The sequence below is a fragment of the Candidatus Woesearchaeota archaeon genome, assembly GCA_018302225.1.
Lineage (GTDB): Archaea > Nanobdellota > Nanobdellia > SCGC-AAA011-G17 > JAGVZY01 > JAGVZY01.
Genome location: JAGVZY010000008.1, coordinates 1 through 19,698, shown reverse-complemented (window position 1 = coordinate 19,698; position 19,698 = coordinate 1). Strand labels below are relative to the sequence as shown.

Here is a 19,698-nt window from a genome sequence, read left to right as displayed (position 1 = left end):
AAACCTTTATTTACTTTGGTTTAAAAACCTTTCTTTAATGTTTATAAATCTAGAATAACACAGGGGTTACAAACACTTCTGTTAATGCCGCTATTATTAATACAACTACTGCAAGTACAAATAACAATAAAGCATCTGAAATTACTTTAGAAAATGTAGCACTTCCAAATTCATGCCTAGAAATTGCAACAGAAACTATTCCTCCTGCTAAACCACCTATAAAATACCCACCAATTTCAGGAATACCATGCAAAGCATATCTCATTAAACCAAATGAAGCGATATGGAAATATCCCCCAACTTTTACTAAGCCTATTGCACTCGCATAAGTGCCTAGATTATTATTTATAAATGTTCCAATTGCAGCACTTATTACAGAAGCATTCCAAGTTAAAATAAAAATTGCCCCTGCACCATAAATTAAAGAAAATATTATACAAAAAAATAAAACATTAAGATTATTTATTAAAATACGTGTAAATGAATCCATTGCACTATAATTTCCGGTTGCAAAATAATTCCCGCTAACTCTTGAATTTATTCCTTGAATAGTATCTAATTGAATACTAAAAAATCTTTCCGAAGATCCAGGAGAAATTATAAAAGATACTACAAATATTAAAGAAAATGCAACAACAAAACCTAAAAACATATATATCAAAAATCTTATTGCCTTGAAATGCTCCCTAATCAAAATTTTTTCACTTCTAATAAAACTATCTTTCTTTTCTTCCAATTTTAAAGTATAGAAAAATAAGGGTAAAACTGCAATTACTGTTAGAAATACCATAACTAAACTGATATGCTGTTTAAATATCCACCATGCTAAAAAAAATCCTAAAATTGCATAAAAAAACCCTAAAACAAAAGTTTCAAAGGGTTTACCCTCTGCTTTACTTGGGCTAATAATAGATTCTAAAACCATATAATCTTATTTATAAACTCTCTTTATATATTTTGCTAACCCCTCAAGCGTACATTCAAATAATATTTACTAACCACAATCTTTTTATACTAGAGTTATGACTATTAATACTAAATCTACTATGGCAGCAATTTCAGCAACAAAAAGAATATCTACAGGGATAAAAGGATTTGACAAACTTATTTCTGGAGGATTTAAACCAAACTCAATTAATTTAGTTGCAGGTGGTCCTGGTTCTGGAAAAACAATATTTTCAATTCAATTCTTAATGAAAGGAATAGAGTCTGGAGAAAAAGTTCTTTATATTACTTTTGAAGAAAAAAGAAAAAAATTATTTGAGGATATGCAAGATTTCGGTTGGGATTTATCTAAAGCAGAAAAAGAAGGAAAATTTACAATTTTAGAATATACACCTGAAAAAGTTAAAAAGATGCTTGCAGAAGGTGGTGGTGTTCTTGAAAGTATGATTGAAAAATCAAAAGTAAAAAGAATCGTTATAGATTCAATTACTTCATTTGCATTATTATATAGAGATGAACTTACAAAAAAAGAAGCAGCACTTGCTTTATTTGAAATGATTAACAAGTGGGGCTGTACGGCCGTTTTAACAGCTCAAGAAGAGGCTATAGAATCAGATACAGTTTCTGCAGCTTTAGAGTTTGAAGTTGATTCAATTATTATTATTTATCATTCAAAAATTGATGGTGAAAGAATTAGAGGTATAGAAATATTAAAAATGCGTGGAACAAAACATCCATCAAAAACATTTAGATTTGAAATTTTAGATAAAAAAGGAATGTGTGTTTATTCTGATAAAATTATTGAATTAAATAAATAAAAATTTGATTTAAATAATTTCTTACTTAATCTTCTTTTGTAAATTCTTCAATAGGAATATCCAAAGTTTTTCCTCTACTCTTTAAATATTCTCTTGCTAAAATATAGAATATAATTCCTATCGATTTTTTACCTTTATTATTACATGGAATTAATAAATCAATATTATTTGAAGTATTATTAGTATCACATAAAGCTAAAACTGCAGTTCCAGTTCTTGAAGCATCATCAACAACATTTTTATCTGGCCATGGATCGCAAACAATTACTAATTTCATTTCTGTGAAATTCTTTAATTCAGGATTAGTCATAATTCCTGGTGGATATCTTCCTAAGTATGCTTTGATTCCAGTTACTTTTGCAAATAATCCCAAAGCATTCCAACCATTCTCTCTTCTACAAACTAATAGAATTTCATTAGGTTCATATCTAGAAATAAACTTAGAAGCTATTTCTATTCTCTTATCTATCTCTTTTATATTTAAAACAGCCAAACCATCAGGTCTAACTTTATAGATAAAAGGAGCCATATATTTAGTTCTAAACTTGGTTCCAATGTGCAATCCGGCTTTTAAATACTCGTCCAGAGGCACCATTAATTGTTCTTCTTCAGTCATTTTATAGCTTGTTTAAGAGATTTAGACTTGATTTATAAAACTTTCTATGGCCTTTTAAGTTCTAGCTTTTTTATTTACTTATATTTACATATTAATAATATTTTTCATAAATATTCGCATAAGTCACTAATTGACAGAAAAGACCATTTTTAACCTCATAGTCACTAATTGACAGAAAGATTTAAATATTACTCTGTTGTCATATATTGACATGGATGAACAAAAGAGACTTATCATCTCAGCTTTAGCAGAATTTCTAGAATCTGCGCAAGAAGATGAATCTAAAAAAAGAATTAAATCAGCAATAACTATGTATTTCAAAACTTTGGTTGAAGGATGTGATTTTTTAATATATTCTCAACTTTTAAAAATGCCTTCTAATCACTCAGATAGGTTTGTAATCTTAGAAAAGTTTTTTCCAGAAATTTATAGTGAGTTAAGTCCTTTATTTAAAATCTATAGAAAAACTTATTCTCAAAAAGTTGAGCATGAAGATTTAATTAAGGTAAAAAATGGAACAATCAATCTTATTAAAAAGACAGAAATTGATAAATATCTGCAAGAGCTATCTAAAGAAAAAAGAAATTGATGATATCTTTTTATTTGGTTCTTTTGTAAAGGGAAAAGAAATAGTTAAGGATATAGATATTTGTTTTGTATTTAATATCTTTGAAGACAAAATTATAACTGAGGCTTATTCGCAGTTTGAAAAAGAAAATATCCCTGCACATATAACAAAAACTAAATTTTCTTATCTTCTTGAAGATCCTTTACTTTGGAACTCTTTAATTCATGAAGGATTTAGCATAAAAAAGAATAAATCTATCTCAGATATTTTATCTATAAAACCTTACTTCTTATTCCAATATGAACTCAAAAACTTAGATAAAACTAAAAAAGAATCTTTCTCTCATTCACTTTATGGAACAGGTGGAAGAAAAAGTTTTCTAGTTGAAGTTAAAGGAGAAAAGGCTGGAAAGAATAGTATACTTATCCCTCTAGCAACTTCAGAAGAACTAAGATCTTTTTTTGAAACATGGAAAATAATCTATAAAGTAAAAAGAATTTATCTTTAAAAATAAAAAAAGAAATAAAAGGCTTATACAGCCCTTTTGATAGAATCTAACATTTTCTTGCCTTCTGCACCTTTAATTGTATTTCCTATACCAATACCCAGAGCAAGTGCAACACCTAAACCTACACTAGCTACAGCAATCAAATAAGTATATTCTAATACAGCAATATTAATTCCAATCTGATTCAATGCAATTATTACTGCCATTATTATAATAGCCCATTTAAAAATTCCTGCTGAAAGACCTGCGCCTTTCACTTTTGTATTTTCTACAATTTTTATTTCGATATAGTGTGCAAAAATTAATGCAAATAATATTACTACTATTGCAACAATTAAATTAGGCAGCCACAAAACAAATCTGTTTAAAACATCTGATAGTGAACCTAAATCTACAAGTGCAACTGCAGCTTGTAAAAAGATTATAAACACCCACCATTTTAATATTTCACCTATGATCGATCCAAAATGTGTGTGTCCTATTTGTTTTATTAAATTTGCCTTACTAGCATGTTTGTCTATTCCTATTTTTTCAAGAATAAGAGTCAACAAATGTCCTAATGCAAGTCCAAGAATATAACCAATAATCAATAAAATTATTGCTGCTAATAATCCAGGAATTAATTGCACTATTCTGTACCAAAGAACTTCAAGCGGATTGGCTAATGTTATCAATGTACTTGTTGCCAATTCAGTCACCTCCTTTTTGAAAATAATTTAATTTATAACTATTTACTCGATTTATAAAGTTTTCTTAAAAAATTCAAAAATATTTTTCACTTGAAAATAGAAACAAAATCATTTTCAGAATTAATTTAATTTTTTTAAGAATCTTCAATTCTAATTAATTCATTTATTTTTGTAATTCTTTCTCCACCAACAACCCCACATTTAATTATTGGAATACCAAATCCAACAGCTAAATGTGACAATAAATTATCTGTAACTTCTCCACTTCTATGTGAAAGTACAGGGATAATTTTATTTTGTTTCGCAATGTCAATCACTTCTTTTGTTTTTATTAAACTTCCAATTTGATTAGGTTTTACTATAACTGCGTTTATACAATTAATTGCTTTCTTTAGTCTTTCAGGATTTGTTGCAACTAAATCATCTCCACAGATTAATACTTTTTCATCTTTCATTTCTTCTTTTAGAATTTTATAATTCTCAAAATCATCCTCATGTAAAGGATCTTCAATATAAATCAAACCATAATTTATTATTATATTTTTTATAAATCTCATCTGTTGTTCTGGAGAAAATATTTTTTTCTGAAATAAATTTGAATATTTTTTGTATTCATATTTTCTACCATTCCACAATTCCGAAGAAGCTAAATCTATTCCAATTCCAATTTCTGTCTTGAGTTCTTTGCTTACATTATCAGCAGTTTTTTTGAAAATTTCTAATAAATGTAAATCTGGTAAAGTAGACGTCCAAGCACCTTCATAAGTCATAGAGCCTGTAAAGTTTTTATCTCTCTTTTTTAGCTCTATTGCAAGTTGATTATGTAATTCTATGTTTATATGTGCAGAATCATAAAATTTTTGTGCTTTGGGTAAAGCTAAAAATTCTTGTATATCTGGACCAATACCAACTATATGTTTCCCACCACCAACACAATTTCCAAGAGGAAAAGGCATCTTCTGATTATCTCCACCTAAAAATTTCCATAGTTTACCTTTAGAAGCAAGATTTAAAATTGCTAGTTCAGTTGCAATTATAACATTTCCGCCAATTCTTTCAAGTTTTTTTGTATTATCAACATTTTTTAGGGCCATCTCAATTCTATCTAAATCTTCAAAAGTTTCAACAGTTCTACTCATCAAAGTTTTACTCATTTCTTTGTTTGCAATTTCAACTGTAGAATTAATTCCTTCTTTTGAATAAGCCATGACCTCATGTTTTCCAACACTGGAACCAGAAGGAGCAGAAGCTCTTCCAACTAAATTAGAATCATCTGTAATTTCAACTTCAACTGCTTCTTGTCCTATTGAATTAAATATTTTATATGCTCTAAATTTTCTAATTTTCATACTATTATTATATAATCTCGGGCATTTTTAAAGCTTCTTATTTCTTTAAATACTTCTAAATTAGTTTAGTAGACTTTTAAAATTAAGATTGCTACAAAAAACATAATCAGAATCAAAATTAAAGACACAATATATCCTTCCATACTTTTTGGAAAACCAATATTAAATGTTTCTGAAGGTTTAATTTTAGAACCCCAGGAAATATGAAACCACAAATCTTTTTTCTTACCTATTATTTTGTTTACTAATGCAATTAAAGTAAATGCTATTACTATTAATAATAACATCTTAAGTAATAATATCATAATTAAAATTTAATTTTCTCATTTAAATATATTTGTATTTATCCAAGCCTTAAAAAAATAAAGCTTTATATACTTAAAAGTATAAATTTTATTATGTCAAAAAAACTATTTATATTTGGTGTAATTCTAATTATTTTTAGTTCTTGCTTAGTTACTGCAGATGTGATACCCTCAGGACAAAAAGGCATTAGTTATTGTTTTAGAATAGAAAATTTAGATGCATATCCTGAATATACTTTTTTGATATATTCAACTGGAACAAGTAAAGGACATGAAATAATCTCTCAAAACTCATGCATTTATTTTTATAAATTATCCCTGCCTTCAATTTATGCAATTAAGACTTCAGAATTTGAAAAGCTCAATCTTAATTCAACAGAAGATGAATCAAAATTCTTTTCTTCAAATAATATAAACTTATTAAAATCAGATATAGCCTTAACTTATAACTCCTTAACAGACGAAGATAATCCTTTAAATGCTATGGAAGATATTTTTACAGTAAGTTCTATTGACAACAAATTTGAAATAAAAAAATCAAAAATAGTATATATCTATGAAGATAAAACCCAAGAGATATTACCATATACTTCTCAATCTGAAAGGCCTAAACCCACCAGAGTAGCAGATAATTATTTACTTAGTATTATTCTATCTGCTGTTGCTTTATTAATTATTATTGGGATAATAATTTTTAAATCTAAAAAGAACAAAAAATGAACCCAACCTTTTTTATTTTATTTTTTTTACTTACTATTTTAATAGAATTTGTAGTTTATCTTTTTTTTATAAAAAATACAAACTTAAAATTATTTTTTTATTCTTTAATCATAAATTGTTTTACTTGGCCTTTAGCAAATTATGTTTATCCCATCTGGATAAATAATCTTATTTTAGTAGAATTAATAGTATTTATTATTGAAATATTCTTAATTAAACTTCTTTTAGATTTAGATTATAAACAATCTATTAAAATTTCATTTATAGCAAATTTAGTTACAACTTTATTGGGTTTTATTTATTCTATTTTAATCTAAATTTTAAATAATTTCTTCTTTTATCTCTTTTTTCTCAGAATTATCACAAAAATCATCCAATCTTTTGTTGTTTTTTACTGTTTGAAAACTCACTTTAGGATTGAATGTTATCATACATTTTTTAAGTCTTATTTCCTTTATAAATACATTCGCTCTAGGAATTATAAATCCAAACTTATATATTGCAGAACCAAAATTGTTGATGGAAAAATCATCAATTTGATTAATTAAAGAGTGACTAACTTATTCATTGTAATAATATCTATTTTTCTTCTTTTGTTCTTGATCTAGTTGAGAATCTGGTTTGTTTATTCTTGGCCTATTGGTAAGCTTATCTTTTCTATAAGTAATATCTAGCATTTTTAAGATTCTATTCATACCTTCAGGCTTTTCACAAGGTCCATAAACATGACCTTCTTTTCCAGGCATACCTTCAAATACTAACAAAGAATCAGCAATATAATCTATAAATTGAACATCATGATCTACAACTATAGTGCATACCTCTTTTTTAAGTGTAAACTCTTTTATTACTTCAGCAACATTTAGTCTATCCTCAACATCAATAAAAGCAGAAGGTTCATCTAAAGCAATTATTTCAGCAGCTGTAGATAGGGTTGCAGCAATGTAAACTTTTTGCAATTCTCCACCCGACAATTCAGACAAATCATGATCTAACAAATGTTTAATATTAAGTTTAATTAATATATTTTGTTTATACCATCCAGATTCAAAATTTTCTTTTGCAATTTCTTTTAGATATTCTTTTACATTGCCTTTAATTTGTTTTAAATACTGGGGTTTGTAAGAGATTGTTTTTTTCTCAATTATTCCCTTGTCAGCTTTTTCTAAACCTGAAATAATTTTTAAGAAAGTAGTTTTACCTAAACCATTTGAACCCATAATTGCATTTACTTTTCCTTTGTACATTGCACCACCACTAATTTTCATTTTAAATCCAGTAAACTTCTTTTCAATGTCGGGATATTTGTATCCTACTTCAGGTTTTGCACCAATATTAAACACTGGTTTTTGAAATATAATTTTATAGTTTCTAAATCTAACATTATCTTCAGGTAAGAATCCATCTAAATACTCATTTATTCCTCTTCTAACTGCTTTAGACTGTGAAATAACACCATAGCTTCCTTGCTCACCATAAATTATCTGAATCTCATCAGAGATATAATCTAAAGTTGCTAAGTCATGCTCAACGACAATAACAGATTTATTTTCTTTTAATTCAACAAATAATCTTGCAATTTTAATTCGGGCAGTAATATCTAAAAATGAAGAAGGTTCATCAAAATAATAAACATCTGCATCTTTTGCAGCTGTTGCAATTATTGCAACTTTTTGTAACTCTCCACCAGATAAATTATCTAAATCTCTTTCAAGTAGATTTTCAATTTCAAGTTCTTTTATTAATTTATTTACAATTTTTCTTTCATCAACTTTATTTAATAATTCTCCAACTTTACCTTTGTAACTTTTAGGGATTAATTCCACTCTTTGCGGTTTGTAAGAAATTTTTATTTGTTGAGAATATAATTTTTTAAAATATTCACCCAAATAATTATTAGAATATCTTTTGATAATCTCTTCTTTATCTGGTTTTTTATTATACTTTCCAAAGTTAGGAATAATCTCTCCTGCTAAAATACTCAATGCAGTAGTTTTACCAATACCATTTCTTCCAATTATTCCAATAACCATATTTTTCTTTGGAATAGGTAACTCAAACAATTCAAATTGATTCTTTCCATATCTATGTACTGGATCTTGTTTCAATTTTTCAGGCAAATTAATTATAGAAATCGCTTCAAAAGGGCACTTTTGTTGGCATATACCACAGCCATTACATAGTTCTTCTTCTATTAGAATTTTGTTATCCGAAGATTTCTTTATACATTCTTCACCCGTTCTATTTACAGGACACAGTCTCATACATAGATAATTACCGCAGATATGGGGGTTACAACGCTTTTTTTCAACAATTGCTATTCTTGTCATTTTTCAATTTTTAGTGCTTTTTTATATTAAAATTTGGAAAGATTTAAATATATGTCCCTTCTAAATCCCGCCTAAGCCCACAAAACCATGCAAAATATAAAAATACATGGGATAAAGGACAGTTATTCTATAGCCTTTAAAGGCAGAAATGTTTTCAATCAAATATCAGATTTATTCAATACTAATTCGGAGGTAATTAAAATGGCTTGGAACGAAGAATCAGAAGATAAAAATGATAAAGATGACTTTGAAGATGAACCAGACTCAGATTGGGATGATACAGAAAAGGATGATGATGAAAAGGATGATAACGAAGACTTTGAGGCAGATACAGATAGCGACTGGTAATTAACTCCAACTTTTTTCTTTTTATATTTTTATTAAAAACAAAGTTTATTAAATTAACAAGTTATACAATTTCCAGATGAAATGTGAAATTTGTAAAGAAAAAATAGAAGATAATTTTCTTGGAAAGATATTTGGAACTTTTATAAACAAAAAGCCCGTTTGTTCTCGTTGTCAAAAGACTTTAAAGATAGAAGAAATAAAAGAAAAAATAAAATAATCAAATTATAATTATTTTTAAATCTCCCATAGTTTTAATTTATACTCCCCCAGAAAATAATTCTATTTGTTCTGGAAAGCCAATTAAAACATAATCCTCTATCTTTTTAACTAACAGATCCACTAATCCAGATTTATAAAGTGCAGGAGAAGTGTTCACAGGAGATAAATCGCTTAAAGATAAAACTTCTTTATTATACTTTGGTTCTCTAAACAGATATTGATTTATTTTTTTAGTTACATCCTCTAAAATTATTCTTCCAGCAGTTTTATTTTCAGTTGCCCCAATTAAACCATCTTGTAAAACAAAAAATAAAGTATTTTTAAAGTAAGTTCCACACCTAATACTTTTTCTTAAGCTTTTTTCCAATTCTTTGTCTTTCAACTTTGGATTAAAATTAACTGCAATTAAATCATCAAGAAATTGCTCTCCAGGATAAGCTCCAGTTTTGGTCCCTAAACTCATTACAACCTTTTTATGTCCATCAAATAAAGCCAATTCATTATAGGACATATATTCTATTCGAGTTCTATGTAAATCAGAATCATTAGCTATTTCAGAATCTTCAGCTGGATCTAATTTTATGATTTCAGGTTTATATCTTTCCTGAAGTTTAATATATACTTTTTTCAATAATTCGGATCCTGTTAAGATTTTCATTTTTCCACCTTATATTTTTTAATTATTTCATCTGGAATATCATGTAAGGATATTTTTTCAAGTATTTTTTCTAATTCATTTGTAGAACCTTGAAAATTAGTTAATTTTTTCACCGCTTGTTTAGCTTCATTATAATCGCCTTCATCAATTTTACCATTTTCAACAAGATCGGATACTTCTTGCGCAAATAGTATTAATTTTGGTAAAGATATTGTTTTGAGTTTTTCATATCTGTGATACCTAATTGATTCATGTAAAGAACCTATTCCATTAAACTGTATCCCGCATACATTTCCACCATCAATTTCATAGTAACCTGTCATTTTCTCCCCCATTAAATAAATGACCTTCCCATACAGTAAGACGTAGATGATTCATCCTTAATAAATGGTTTAGCCAAGTTAACATTTTTGTATTTTGGATCTTCAGAAACATTCTTGCCTAAAATAGGAAGTAACTTTAAATCTTCACGATTATTAACTTCAAATTCTGCAACTAAAAGTATTCTATCTTGATACAAATCAAATTCAATAGAATAATTATTTTTAAAAGGATGTTCCATTCTAATTTTGTCTATTCTTTTATCTTTTGTTTTTGGCCAATATTCACAGAATAATTTAGCTTCAAGATTTTTATTCTTTTCAGGTCTACTTATTCCTCCAGAACCCTTAAGAGTTAAAATATATTCAGAATTATCATATTTTTCATAAGCTTGCCATGATTCTGAATCATCTTTCTCAACAACATCTTCAATTAGTTTTTCTTGAATAGGATCATGAAAAAGAGTTTTTTTTCTTAGCCTAATCTCTTTAATTTCAGAATTAGTTTTAATTCCACAAATTTCAGCAAGTTTCATTCCCTCATCCAAAGAAAGATATCCTTGTGTAATTTGGTAGCTTTTATCAGATAAATATATACTCGAAATAAAAGCATCTAATGCTCTAAATCGCATAGGTAAATAAGTCAAATTTAAAGGTTTAAGACTTGTAGCCGAAGGACCTAGTTTTAAACAAGTTTCTAGTGTTAAACCGATTTCATTTAAGGAGGGATAAAATAAAGTATAAAATTCAGGAGTTGCATAAATCTTTATTTCATTGTTCTCTTTTGAACCTTCTAAAATAAGTTGTTTTGATTCAATTTCATTTCCCATTAAAATCACCCTAAATTATTACATTGTTTCAATTAACAAAAGCGTTCTTTTAAATTTTTTAAAACTAAGTTTTAATTTTGAAAAGTTATATAAAACTAAGGGAGTTTGATATATTATGCCTTTAAAAGAACAAGACACAAAGAAGATTATAGAATTTGTTAAAAAAGAGCCTAGAACAGTCCAAGAAATCTCTAAATTTCTTAAGAGAAGTTGGGTCACCACAAATACTTATTTAGAACAGATTAAAAACCAAACTGGCTTAATTGAAATAAAAACTTTCAGAAAAGGCTCTCAAGCTGCTTTAAAATTAGTCTATTACAACCCTATTGAGAATTCATTATTAGATGAATTAAAAGATCATATTTATGCAAAAATAAAAAGTGGAAGATCCAAATCTGATTTTGATTTTATGGACTTATTTCAACATGTTGATGAAAAGAGTAAAAAAGTTTATACAGAAGAATTTGATACCTCTATTTATTCTGAGAAAAATCTAAAATCTCTCTTTGAAAATGCAGAATCTCAAATTTATTGTTTTTCAGGAAATCTTTCATTTATTAATGTTTTAGAGGATGATAAACGCGCTCTAGAATTTATTGAAAGTTTAATTAAAGATAAAAAAATAAAATTTAAAATTTTAACAAGAGTAAATCTAGCTTCAATTTCAAATTTTGAAAAGATTTCAAACTTAATTGTAAAATATCCAGAAAGTTTAGAAATAAAACATTGTTACCAACCATTAAGAGGTTTTATTATAGATAATAAAATTGCACGTTTCAAAAATCTTGAGGAAACAAAAACTTATAAACAAGGTGAATTAAACAAGAACACAACAATTTATTATGAAATTTATGATAAAGATTGGATTAATTGGATGCAAAAAGTATTCTGGAATTTATTTAAATCGTCTATAGACTATAGAGATAGACTTAAAGAACTTAAAAAGATTTTTTAGCCTATCGCAGATGGCTGGCATTGATACACTCAACTTGTTGAGGTACTTTTAACAAAGTTAAATGTAAGGGTTCGCCTTATTTTTAAGCAAACTTTTTAAACTCTTATACATTACAACTTATTATGTTAAAGCATATGAAATGGTCAAAGATAGAACTTATAGATTTATTTAAGGCTTGGTTAGCGATTTCTATAGCATTTGCAATTGTAATTCGTAAGGGCGAAGGGATTATTTCTTTAGAATTTATAAATTTAATTATACTTTCAGCAATTACAGTCGGAATTGGATTTTTATTACATGAGTTAGCACATAAAGCAGTTGCACAAAAATATCAATTATGGGCAGAGTTTAGAGCAAGTAATTCAATGTTAGTTATTGCAATTTTGTTTAGTTTATTATTACACATAGTATTTGCTGCACCTGGTGCAGTCATAATTAGAGGAGGATTCATAAACAAAAGAAGAATGGGTTTAATTTCAATTGCAGGACCACTTACAAACTTTACATTAGCAATCATATTCTTAATAGTCTCAATATTTACAACTGAATTTATTCAACTTATTGCAATTTATGGTGCTTCAATAAATGCTTGGTTAGGTTTGTTCAACCTTATACCTTTTGGGCCTTTTGATGGAAGAAAAATATTTATCTGGGATAAAAAAGCCTATTTCTTAGCTTTAACTGCAGGAATTATCTTATTTATTCTTGCTTAAATTTTAACTTAAACTTCAAGATAGTTTTATAAATTATAAGAGTTATTTAAACCTTATAATAAAGTTTAAGGCTTAAAATGAAAAATAAACTTCTCGCAATCCCAATAGCACTTGCTTTAGCTTATGCAAGTATCAAATCTTGTTATGCTTACAATATTTCTGAATTATATAATGAATTAAAAACTAAGTGGGGTTTAACGGGTTTGCAACAAAATATTAATTTCAATATTTCTGGAACACCCATTACTGCAGATATTTATTCTGATGCAGAAACTGCAGGTATAAATATTAGTTATTCAGTTGTTGTTATTGACAATACTTTAAACTTAACCGAGAAAAATAAAGTTGAATCTATTGGGGGATTTTATGCTGTAAGAACCGGTGCTGCAGATGAACCTCAAACTTTATCTAATCAAATAAAAGCAACTGCAGTAAATGACTGGAAGAGTTATATTGATTATTATAAAGATTTTACAATAGAATATTTAGTTTCACCAAGAGAGGATTGTAAAAGTGATACAAGGTAAACTTAAGATAATTTCCTTATTAATCATTTTAATATTTGCTTCAACAGTTGTTTATTCTTTAAGTATAGAATATTTAGCTCCGAGTATTAAAAGTCCTTTAACACCAGGAGAAAATGTAGTTATCAGAAGTATAATTTATAACAATGAATCTTATGAGCAAAATATAAACTATTTTATCAATTCAACAACTCAAGATCAAAATGCAGATTTTACTGCAATGCTTCCTCCAAATCAAAATTATACAATTTTCTCAACATTAAACTTTACCTATGCAGGAAATTATAGTTTAAAACTTATAATTACAAGTAATGAATCTTCTGCAGAGCAAGAATTTAATCTAACAATTACAGGTTTAGAACAACCTTCGAACACTGCACCAAATATAACCTCGACTCCAATATTAACTGCAATAGAAGATCAAGTTTATACTTATCTAATCACAATTACAGATGATGGTTCTTATGTTTTAAATTTAATTGAAAATCCCTCAGGTATGAATTTAAATGAAGGAACTTTAATTTGGACTCCAAATAATGAACAAGCTCTAAACAGCCCGCAAACAGTTAAAATACAAGTTAATGACTCCGACTATTCAATAGAGCAAGAATTTAATATTTCAGTTGAATGGATTGATGACAAACCCATATTCTCTGGAAATATTCAGAATATAACAACAAATGAAGATGAATATACAAACTTAAATCTTTCACTTTATTTCTCAGATGAAGAAAATTCAAGTTTAAATTATTATCCTTCCACAATTTCTCAGTTTACAATTTCAATAAATAATCTAACTTCGATTGCACAAATTAAGCCTTTCCAAGATTATTGTGGCTCTCAATCAATTAGATTTTATTGCTCAGATGGTTCTAATGAAACTCAAAGTAATTTATTTTATTTAGATGTTGCTTGTATAAATGATTTACCAAATATAACTTCTACTAATTGGACAAATACGACTGATTCAGGAACTTCAAATGAAATTTACACAGGTTTAGGAAATTTAACTCTTAATGCAGAAGCAACAGATGCTGAAGGTCAAGTTTGGTATAATTGGTTTGTAAATAGTATTTTGAAATTCTTTGGAAAAATATTTGTTTTCTCAGGAAAAGATTATGGTGAAGGAAATTATAATATTACTTTGATTGTAAATGATAGTGAAAATTCACAAGTTCTACAAGAGTTTAATGTTACTGTTGTAAATGATTTAATTGTAAATATAAACGGAGTTTCAGATAATGGAAATTATACTGGTTTAATAAGTTTAACAGTAGATACTAATTACCCTATGGATAATATTAGTCTTTATTATCAAAACACAACTAACTATTTCAATGGTGCAGAATATGTTCCAGGAGATTATAATTGGGTTTTAGTAGGTACAAATTCAAGTTCTACTCAAGAATTTAGATATACTTGGAATACTACTTCAATTTGTTTAGATATTTACGGTCCAGGATTTTCCTGTAGTTTAGGAAGTAAATATTATCATACAAATAAAACAAAAGTTAAATTAGTAATAAATGATTTGTATAGCTATATTCTTTCAGATATAGAAATGGATAGTTCTAAACCCGAAGCAATAGATGATTTATCTGCTGAGCCATATCTAAGAGGTTTCCCAAATAAAGAAGACGCAGTTAAATTAAACTGGACACAAAGTGCAGATGATGAATCTAGTTTATCTTCATATTCTGAAGCGGTTAGTTATTATAAAATAAAATATTCTTTATCACCAATAACAACAGAAACTGAATTCAACAATGCTTATGATATTAAAAATTCAAATTCAGCTTACGAACCTTATATAATGGCTAATAAAGGTGAATTATACACAACTAGTAGTTCTCATTGTAATTATCTTGTTCCTGGATCTGAGCAAACCTGTTATGTGTATAATTTATCTGAAGGTGGAAACAAAACCTATTATTTTGCAATAAGAGCAGTTGATAATGTGGGCTTAGAATCAGATTTAGAAACACTTCCACCTTATTACACTTCTTATAGTGTTGCAGGAACATCTGTTTATTCTGATGTTGGAATGTCTGAGTTAGATTATACTCATAAAGGAGAATCTCACACTTATTATTTAGGAAATCAAATAAACTTTACCTTTAATGTAACTAATTATGGAAATATTAATGTTAAAAATATAACTTCTTACTTTAGATTATCTCCAAGTACAATTCTAGAAACTAAAAATTTTGATTTAAATATTGGAGAAACAAAAGAAATAACTTATGAATATAATATTTCTCATGTTTATCCTGATAGTGATTTTGATTTCTATGCTTATTTAGATAGATTTGATTCTGATGGAAATGAAATTATATATTATGATATGAATTCTAGTAATGATGGTATGAAATCACTAACTAATCTTCCAATTTATTCTATACAAAATAATATTACTTTTAATTGGTCTAGTGAAACTGAATACCCTCAAGCTACTGAAAGTAAGGACAATTCATTCTGGATAGATGCAGCAATAACCAACAATTTAGGCGGTGTTAGTGATATGCATAACTTACCTGCCCAACTAAACATAAACAGTTTAGATTATACCATTTTAGATATTTGGAATGGAAATTATTCAGGAGAATTTGATTGTAGTGTTGATAAATCTAAATGTTGGTTTATGCTTCCAACTTTAACTACCGATAGTATATCTTGGAATGTTACAATAAACCAAACAGGAACTTATAATATCTCAGTTATACTTGGAGATTATCCCGAAGACCAACAAACCATAAGTAGGCTTGTAAATATAGTTTAAGATTCTTAAAAAATGCATTAAATCCTAATTATCAAGCACAAGCTTTATAAATTAAATTCTGATTTTTAACTAAGACATCAAATTATGCGGGGGTGTCGGAGTGGTCAAACGAGCAGGTTGTTCCTAATAAGAACATGCTAAACTTAAGACGCTTCGAGTACAAGTAAGATATCCTGTGGCTTAGTGCCTACGCAGGTTCGACTCCTGTCCCCCGCATTATTTTTTAAAAAGAATTCAAGCCAACATTGCCTCTGTGGCTCAGTGGTAGAGCGCGTCCTTGGTAAGGACGAGGCCGCGAGTTCAATCCTCGTCAGAGGCTTTATATTTCAACATTTCGATTATTCTTCTTTTTAATATACTTTTTAGTTAATATATTCAAGTTACTATATTATTATAAATAACTCTAACTCTAAAAATCTGGAATGTATGATAGAATAATCTTAGTTGGTGTTCCTGGTTCGGGTAAGACTACAGTAGCTAATAAATCATTAGAAGGGACCGATTTTAAAATTATTAACTTTGGAGATCATATCACTGAACTTCTTAAAAGAGATGGACACATAAAAGAGGTAGATGATATAAGATCAAACTTAAAACAAGAAATCTGGATTGAGTATCAAAAAAAGACTGCAGAACATATTTCAAAAATTCAAGGAAATTTATTAATTACTACCCATGCGTCTTTTATGACTCCAATTGGTTTTTTCCCAGGTTTACCTGATTGGACATTGCAAGGAATAAAACCTCATGTTTTTGTTATTATAGAAGCAAGACCAGAAGAAATTGCACAGTGGCAAGCAAAAGATACTTCAAGAAAAAGAGGTATGTATTTTGAACGAGATATTTCTTTATTTCAAGAAATAAATAGAATTTATTGTGTATATTATTCAGGTGTTACAGGCGCAAGAGTTAAAATTATTAAGAATGAAGAAGGAAGACTAAATGAAGCAATTCAAGAATTAAGAAATGTTTTATTAACACCAAAAAGATAAATATAAAAACAAGCAAATTTTAAATAAAAAAAATGAAAATTTTATTTTTAGGCCCACCAGGTGCAGGAAAGGGTATAATTTCTCAAAGACTAAGCAAAGTTCTGAATATAAAACACTTTTCTATGGGAGATTTAGTAAGAGATGAAATAAATTCTCAATCTAAAATTGGAAAGCAAATAAAACAATATTCTGATTCAGGAGGATTAGTTCCAGATGAAATTGTTTTAGCGCTTTTAAAGCCTCATCTAAAAGGAGATTTTATTCTTGAAGGATTTCCAAGAAGATTAGAACAAGCACAAATGTTAGATTCTTTAATTAAATTTGATTTTATTTTTCAATTAGACTGTAAAAATGAAATTTTAATAGAAAGAACTTCAACAAGAAGAATTTGCAGTAAATGTGGTGCAATTTATAATATTAAAACTCTCCCATCAAAAAAGCACGGGATTTGTGATGTTTGCAAAGGTAAATTAATACAAAGAGAAGATGAAAAACCTGAAGTTGTAAAACACAGACTAAAAATTTATGAAGAAAAAACAAAACCTCTTCTAGACTATTATAAAAAGCATATAACTAAAATTGATTCTTCTGGAGATTTAGATAAAATTCTTAAAAATATTCAATCTCATTTAAAATAAAGTAAACTATATAAAGGAGCCTTTATTTATTCTTTTTAATGAAAGTAGAGCTTAATAAAAAACCAAAGAATGTAACTATTTTATGTGGTTTTCCGGGCGTAGGTTTAATTGGAACAATTGCAACTAGATTCTTAATAGAACACCTAAAGTTTGAAGAAATTGGATATATTCATTCTGATAAACTAAAACCAATTATGGCAATTCATCAATCAAAAATGATTGAGCCAATAGAAATTTATTATAATCAAAAAAAGAAATTGGTTATTATACAAGGAATTATTTCTCTAGCAGGAATTGAATGGTTAGTTGCAGATGCAATAAAAGAAGTTGCAAAAACACTAAACGCAAAAGAAATAATCATTCTAGAAGGAATCACTGCAAAATCTGATAAAACTGAAGTTTTATGTTATGGAGATGCTTTCAAAAAATCTAACCTTAAAAAATTAGATGAAGGAATCGTTCTTGGAACAACTGCCGCATTATTACTAAAATTAAATAATGTTTCATGTATTTTCTCAGAAACAAAAACTGGACTTCCAGACTCAGCTGCGGCAGCAAGTTTAATACTTTCTTTAGACAAACAAATTGGTTTAAATGTTGATGTTAAACCTTTAATGCAAACAGCAAGAGAAGTAGAATCTAAGATAAAGACTATTATGGAACAAAGTAAGAAGTCCTTAGAACAAAAAGAAAAGAAAGACGATTTGAGCTATCTCGGATAAGACGAACCTTTACATTTAACTTTGTTAAAAGTACCTCAACAAGTTGAGTGTATCAATGCCAGCCATCTGCGATAGGCTAAATTAAGAAAATTTATCTAAAATTTTTTTATATTCTGGAAATTCTTCTTCAAACTCTTCATGAACTTCTTCTTCAGACTTCAAAGCTTCATACTCATTTTCAATAGAATGTTTATTTATTATATGAAATAATTCATGTGTTGTTAAGGCTTTAATAAAATCAATTTTATCTTTATCTTTTAATCTTTTAGTTAATTTATCTAAAATCTCTTCACAAAAAACAATCATATTTTTATCTTTTTTAAGATGTGCAACAAAAGCAGGAGTTTTATTATATTCTTCTTTATAATCTTTAGTAATATAAGAATTTTCAAGATATTCTACAAATTTACTTTTGCCCATTAGAAAAAATTCAACTTTTCCCGTTTTATAAGGAAACTCTTTTTTAGCTTCTTTAGCCATTTTAGATATGGTTAAAGGATTAAGTGCAAGTTTCACTTTTTTATTGGTTTTAGGCATATTTATAAGAACTCTTACTTATTTATAATATTTTCTCAATCGTGAGCTGTTAAGTTAGAGGGATATAAGATGGGAATTGTTGAAATATTCGTTATAATTGGTATTTTTGAATTAGTAGGAATTATAGCTTTATTCTTATTTTATGCCTATAAAGATTTAAATAGTTCTCTTAATTTAAAATGGATAAGATGTTTAATATTAACATTTTTAGTATTTATCATTATTGGGCTATTGCTATCTCTTTTATATTTGGTGCTTTTCTAGAAGAATGGCTTTCTGGTAGGATTTTAGTAAAAGAACCAAAAGGAACTAAACTTTTTTCTAGTAGTAATAGCTATTTAAAAAAGAAATTTGCAATTCCCATAAGAATAGCTGAAATAATGTTAATGGCTTTAATTTCAATTCCTTTATCTTATTTCTTAATTAAATTGTTGGAACAAAGCAAAGCTTATATTTTTATAATTACTTTAATTATTTTTAATACTATATACTTAGGGACTTTAATTGAATTACCCTATAAAATGAAACTATGGGAAATAATTTTAATTAGTGTAATTTATTTACTCTGTATAATAATTATTCTTCTAATCAAAGGTTTAATTCATACTGCTTAAC

Annotated in this window: 25 protein-coding genes and 2 tRNA genes; 17 read left to right on the top strand and 10 right to left on the bottom strand. The window is 27.4% G+C overall.

Annotated features, from left to right (window positions below):
• Positions 1-49: 49 nt before the first annotated feature.
• The gene (locus J4403_01680; protein ID MBS3166898.1) at positions 50-925 is read right to left on the bottom strand and encodes a stage II sporulation protein M; all 876 of its coding nucleotides are present in this window, start codon (positions 923-925) and stop codon (positions 50-52) included.
• Positions 926-1,022: 97 nt separating this feature from the next.
• On the opposite strand from J4403_01680, the gene J4403_01675 reads away from it, so the two are divergent.
• Positions 1,023-1,763: a hypothetical protein gene (locus tag J4403_01675; protein ID MBS3166897.1), complete on the top strand. Its 741-nt coding sequence runs from the start codon at positions 1,023-1,025 to the stop codon at positions 1,761-1,763.
• A 25-nt stretch (positions 1,764-1,788) separates the two neighbouring features.
• On the opposite strand, the gene rpsB is transcribed toward J4403_01675, so the two are convergent.
• On the bottom strand, positions 1,789-2,379 hold the full coding sequence (gene rpsB / locus J4403_01670; GenBank protein MBS3166896.1) for a 30S ribosomal protein S2: 591 nt from the start codon (positions 2,377-2,379) through the stop codon (positions 1,789-1,791).
• Between the two features lie 211 nt (positions 2,380-2,590).
• Here rpsB and J4403_01665 point away from each other — a divergent pair, with 211 nt between their 5' ends.
• Positions 2,591-2,968 carry a hypothetical protein gene (locus J4403_01665; GenBank protein ID MBS3166895.1) on the top strand — a complete coding sequence of 126 codons (378 nt, stop codon included), beginning with the start codon at positions 2,591-2,593 and terminating at the stop codon, positions 2,966-2,968.
• A complete protein-coding gene (locus J4403_01660; protein ID MBS3166894.1) occupies positions 2,892-3,455 on the top strand; it encodes a nucleotidyltransferase domain-containing protein in 564 nt (187 codons plus the stop codon). The genes J4403_01665 and J4403_01660 overlap by 77 nt, the downstream gene beginning before the upstream one ends.
• 23 nt (positions 3,456-3,478) lie before the next feature.
• Here the strand turns inward: J4403_01660 and J4403_01655 are convergent, their stop codons facing one another.
• The 3 genes from J4403_01655 to J4403_01645 all read right to left on the bottom strand — a co-directional run bounded on the left by J4403_01655 (position 3,479) and on the right by J4403_01645 (position 5,798).
• Positions 3,479-4,153, bottom strand: a complete 675-nt coding sequence (locus tag J4403_01655; protein MBS3166893.1) for a hypothetical protein — start codon at positions 4,151-4,153, stop codon at positions 3,479-3,481.
• Between the two features lie 125 nt (positions 4,154-4,278).
• Entirely contained in the window at positions 4,279-5,493 is a 1,215-nt protein-coding gene (locus tag J4403_01650; protein MBS3166892.1) for a hypothetical protein, read from the bottom strand.
• Positions 5,494-5,558: 65 nt separating this feature from the next.
• Positions 5,559-5,798 carry a hypothetical protein gene (locus tag J4403_01645; GenBank protein MBS3166891.1) on the bottom strand — a complete coding sequence of 80 codons (240 nt, stop codon included), beginning with the start codon at positions 5,796-5,798 and terminating at the stop codon, positions 5,559-5,561.
• Between the two features lie 93 nt (positions 5,799-5,891).
• Between J4403_01645 and J4403_01640 the strand changes: the two genes are divergently transcribed.
• Both J4403_01640 and J4403_01635 read left to right on the top strand, forming a co-directional pair.
• The gene (locus J4403_01640; protein MBS3166890.1) at positions 5,892-6,518 is read left to right on the top strand and encodes a hypothetical protein; all 627 of its coding nucleotides are present in this window, start codon (positions 5,892-5,894) and stop codon (positions 6,516-6,518) included.
• A complete protein-coding gene (locus J4403_01635) occupies positions 6,515-6,835 on the top strand; it encodes a hypothetical protein (protein ID MBS3166889.1) in 321 nt (106 codons plus the stop codon). Before J4403_01640 ends, J4403_01635 begins: the two co-directional genes overlap by 4 nt.
• Before the next feature lie 243 nt (positions 6,836-7,078).
• On the opposite strand, the gene J4403_01630 is transcribed toward J4403_01635, so the two are convergent.
• Positions 7,079-8,848, bottom strand: a complete 1,770-nt coding sequence (locus J4403_01630) for a ribosome biogenesis/translation initiation ATPase RLI (protein ID MBS3166888.1) — start codon at positions 8,846-8,848, stop codon at positions 7,079-7,081.
• A gap of 201 nt (positions 8,849-9,049) precedes the next feature.
• Between J4403_01630 and J4403_01625 the strand changes: the two genes are divergently transcribed.
• Together J4403_01625 and J4403_01620 are read left to right on the top strand one after the other, a co-directional pair.
• Positions 9,050-9,196, top strand: a complete 147-nt coding sequence (locus J4403_01625; protein ID MBS3166887.1) for a hypothetical protein — start codon at positions 9,050-9,052, stop codon at positions 9,194-9,196.
• Positions 9,197-9,272: 76 nt separating this feature from the next.
• Positions 9,273-9,413 carry a hypothetical protein gene (locus tag J4403_01620; protein ID MBS3166886.1) on the top strand — a complete coding sequence of 47 codons (141 nt, stop codon included), beginning with the start codon at positions 9,273-9,275 and terminating at the stop codon, positions 9,411-9,413.
• 39 nt (positions 9,414-9,452) lie between these two features.
• Here J4403_01620 and J4403_01615 read toward each other — a convergent pair whose 3' ends face one another.
• From J4403_01615 to J4403_01605, 3 genes are read right to left on the bottom strand one after another with little or no spacing between them, the layout of a single operon-like run.
• The gene (locus tag J4403_01615; protein MBS3166885.1) at positions 9,453-10,073 is read right to left on the bottom strand and encodes a hypothetical protein; all 621 of its coding nucleotides are present in this window, start codon (positions 10,071-10,073) and stop codon (positions 9,453-9,455) included.
• Positions 10,070-10,396, bottom strand: coding sequence for a hypothetical protein (locus tag J4403_01610; GenBank protein MBS3166884.1), 327 nt, complete (start codon positions 10,394-10,396; stop codon positions 10,070-10,072). Before J4403_01610 ends, J4403_01615 begins: the two co-directional genes overlap by 4 nt.
• Positions 10,397-10,407: 11 nt before the next feature.
• Entirely contained in the window at positions 10,408-11,223 is an 816-nt protein-coding gene (locus J4403_01605) for a hypothetical protein (protein MBS3166883.1), read from the bottom strand.
• A 115-nt stretch (positions 11,224-11,338) separates the two neighbouring features.
• On the opposite strand from J4403_01605, the gene J4403_01600 reads away from it, so the two are divergent.
• The 9 genes from J4403_01600 to J4403_01560 all read left to right on the top strand — a co-directional run bounded on the left by J4403_01600 (position 11,339) and on the right by J4403_01560 (position 18,546).
• Positions 11,339-12,178 carry a hypothetical protein gene (locus J4403_01600; GenBank protein MBS3166882.1) on the top strand — a complete coding sequence of 280 codons (840 nt, stop codon included), beginning with the start codon at positions 11,339-11,341 and terminating at the stop codon, positions 12,176-12,178.
• A gap of 122 nt (positions 12,179-12,300) precedes the next feature.
• Complete coding sequence (locus tag J4403_01595) at positions 12,301-12,891, top strand: hypothetical protein (GenBank protein ID MBS3166881.1); 591 nt, start codon at positions 12,301-12,303, stop codon at positions 12,889-12,891.
• Between the two features lie 77 nt (positions 12,892-12,968).
• A complete protein-coding gene (locus J4403_01590) occupies positions 12,969-13,418 on the top strand; it encodes a hypothetical protein (GenBank protein ID MBS3166880.1) in 450 nt (149 codons plus the stop codon).
• Complete coding sequence (locus J4403_01585) at positions 13,405-16,194, top strand: hypothetical protein (GenBank protein MBS3166879.1); 2,790 nt, start codon at positions 13,405-13,407, stop codon at positions 16,192-16,194. Before J4403_01590 ends, J4403_01585 begins: the two co-directional genes overlap by 14 nt.
• Positions 16,195-16,280: 86 nt before the next feature.
• Positions 16,281-16,410 (top strand) — tRNA-Leu (locus J4403_01580).
• Between the two features lie 31 nt (positions 16,411-16,441).
• Positions 16,442-16,513 (top strand) — tRNA-Thr (locus tag J4403_01575).
• A gap of 103 nt (positions 16,514-16,616) precedes the next feature.
• Positions 16,617-17,186, top strand: coding sequence for an adenylate kinase (locus J4403_01570; GenBank protein ID MBS3166878.1), 570 nt, complete (start codon positions 16,617-16,619; stop codon positions 17,184-17,186).
• Between the two features lie 32 nt (positions 17,187-17,218).
• Positions 17,219-17,824, top strand: a complete 606-nt coding sequence (locus tag J4403_01565; GenBank protein MBS3166877.1) for a nucleoside monophosphate kinase — start codon at positions 17,219-17,221, stop codon at positions 17,822-17,824.
• A gap of 38 nt (positions 17,825-17,862) precedes the next feature.
• Positions 17,863-18,546, top strand: coding sequence for a proteasome assembly chaperone family protein (locus tag J4403_01560; GenBank protein MBS3166876.1), 684 nt, complete (start codon positions 17,863-17,865; stop codon positions 18,544-18,546).
• Positions 18,547-18,627: 81 nt separating this feature from the next.
• On the opposite strand, the gene J4403_01555 is transcribed toward J4403_01560, so the two are convergent.
• On the bottom strand, positions 18,628-19,083 hold the full coding sequence (locus tag J4403_01555; GenBank protein MBS3166875.1) for a hypothetical protein: 456 nt from the start codon (positions 19,081-19,083) through the stop codon (positions 18,628-18,630).
• A gap of 179 nt (positions 19,084-19,262) precedes the next feature.
• On the opposite strand from J4403_01555, the gene J4403_01550 reads away from it, so the two are divergent.
• On the top strand, positions 19,263-19,697 hold the full coding sequence (locus J4403_01550) for a hypothetical protein (GenBank protein ID MBS3166874.1): 435 nt from the start codon (positions 19,263-19,265) through the stop codon (positions 19,695-19,697).
• Position 19,698: the final 1 nt, after the last annotated feature.

What these genes read in the sequence shown, in the direction of transcription:
- J4403_01605 (MBS3166883.1), bottom strand. Translation starts at nt 11,223, where the DNA reads ATGGGAAATGAAATTGAATCAAAACAACTTATTTTAGAAGGTTCAAAA.
- J4403_01625 (MBS3166887.1), top strand. Translation starts at nt 9,050, where the DNA reads ATGGCTTGGAACGAAGAATCAGAAGATAAAAATGATAAAGATGACTTT.
- J4403_01680 (MBS3166898.1), bottom strand. Translation starts at nt 925, where the DNA reads ATGGTTTTAGAATCTATTATTAGCCCAAGTAAAGCAGAGGGTAAACCC.
- J4403_01565 (MBS3166877.1), top strand. Translation starts at nt 17,219, where the DNA reads ATGAAAATTTTATTTTTAGGCCCACCAGGTGCAGGAAAGGGTATAATT.
- J4403_01665 (MBS3166895.1), top strand. Translation starts at nt 2,591, where the DNA reads ATGGATGAACAAAAGAGACTTATCATCTCAGCTTTAGCAGAATTTCTA.
- J4403_01630 (MBS3166888.1), bottom strand. Translation starts at nt 8,848, where the DNA reads ATGACAAGAATAGCAATTGTTGAAAAAAAGCGTTGTAACCCCCATATC.
- J4403_01660 (MBS3166894.1), top strand. Translation starts at nt 2,892, where the DNA reads ATGGAACAATCAATCTTATTAAAAAGACAGAAATTGATAAATATCTGC.
- J4403_01555 (MBS3166875.1), bottom strand. Translation starts at nt 19,083, where the DNA reads ATGCCTAAAACCAATAAAAAAGTGAAACTTGCACTTAATCCTTTAACC.
- J4403_01635 (MBS3166889.1), top strand. Translation starts at nt 6,515, where the DNA reads ATGAACCCAACCTTTTTTATTTTATTTTTTTTACTTACTATTTTAATA.
- J4403_01560 (MBS3166876.1), top strand. Translation starts at nt 17,863, where the DNA reads ATGAAAGTAGAGCTTAATAAAAAACCAAAGAATGTAACTATTTTATGT.
- J4403_01570 (MBS3166878.1), top strand. Translation starts at nt 16,617, where the DNA reads ATGTATGATAGAATAATCTTAGTTGGTGTTCCTGGTTCGGGTAAGACT.
- J4403_01620 (MBS3166886.1), top strand. Translation starts at nt 9,273, where the DNA reads ATGAAATGTGAAATTTGTAAAGAAAAAATAGAAGATAATTTTCTTGGA.
- J4403_01615 (MBS3166885.1), bottom strand. Translation starts at nt 10,073, where the DNA reads ATGAAAATCTTAACAGGATCCGAATTATTGAAAAAAGTATATATTAAA.
- J4403_01650 (MBS3166892.1), bottom strand. Translation starts at nt 5,493, where the DNA reads ATGAAAATTAGAAAATTTAGAGCATATAAAATATTTAATTCAATAGGA.
- J4403_01595 (MBS3166881.1), top strand. Translation starts at nt 12,301, where the DNA reads ATGTTAAAGCATATGAAATGGTCAAAGATAGAACTTATAGATTTATTT.
- J4403_01550 (MBS3166874.1), top strand. Translation starts at nt 19,263, where the DNA reads ATGGATAAGATGTTTAATATTAACATTTTTAGTATTTATCATTATTGG.
- J4403_01600 (MBS3166882.1), top strand. Translation starts at nt 11,339, where the DNA reads ATGCCTTTAAAAGAACAAGACACAAAGAAGATTATAGAATTTGTTAAA.
- J4403_01590 (MBS3166880.1), top strand. Translation starts at nt 12,969, where the DNA reads ATGAAAAATAAACTTCTCGCAATCCCAATAGCACTTGCTTTAGCTTAT.
- J4403_01675 (MBS3166897.1), top strand. Translation starts at nt 1,023, where the DNA reads ATGACTATTAATACTAAATCTACTATGGCAGCAATTTCAGCAACAAAA.
- rpsB (MBS3166896.1), bottom strand. Translation starts at nt 2,379, where the DNA reads ATGACTGAAGAAGAACAATTAATGGTGCCTCTGGACGAGTATTTAAAA.
- J4403_01640 (MBS3166890.1), top strand. Translation starts at nt 5,892, where the DNA reads ATGTCAAAAAAACTATTTATATTTGGTGTAATTCTAATTATTTTTAGT.
- J4403_01645 (MBS3166891.1), bottom strand. Translation starts at nt 5,798, where the DNA reads ATGATATTATTACTTAAGATGTTATTATTAATAGTAATAGCATTTACT.
- J4403_01610 (MBS3166884.1), bottom strand. Translation starts at nt 10,396, where the DNA reads ATGACAGGTTACTATGAAATTGATGGTGGAAATGTATGCGGGATACAG.